The 286-nt window shown below is 48.6% G+C and carries 1 protein-coding gene; it reads right to left on the bottom strand.

Translation table 11 applies throughout. The annotated features are described in order from the left end of the window. A partial coding sequence (locus L0U88_RS20775) for a hypothetical protein (RefSeq protein WP_234868794.1) occupies nt 1-286 on the bottom strand: 286 nt, incomplete at both ends.

The raw sequence follows: 286 nt of genomic DNA, 5'->3' as shown, positions 1-286 counted from the left end.
AGAAATGACCTGCTTTTGGGGCGGGGTTTGATACAAAAACCAAACCTTGGATGCCCGGTCAGATCCTTTTAATTCCAGCAACTTTTCATATGCCAATCCCTCAAGGAAGGGGAACGCCGTGACGCTACCCTTTTGGTCGGCGGGAACTTGGTCATAAGCCCGTTTCAATGCGCCAATATCCAAACGAGATAGGCTCAGAATATAAGGATTTTCGGGTTCCATTGCAGCGGTTAGGATTGCTTCATAGTCGCCTGCTTGTTCAGACAGAGCCGTACCTTGCAGATTC

This window comes from Flavihumibacter fluminis (assembly GCF_021491375.1).
Taxonomy (GTDB): Bacteria; Bacteroidota; Bacteroidia; order Chitinophagales; family Chitinophagaceae; genus Flavihumibacter; species Flavihumibacter fluminis.
Note: the sequence above shows the minus strand (reverse complement) of the source record. Positions and strands in the feature narration are given on the sequence as shown.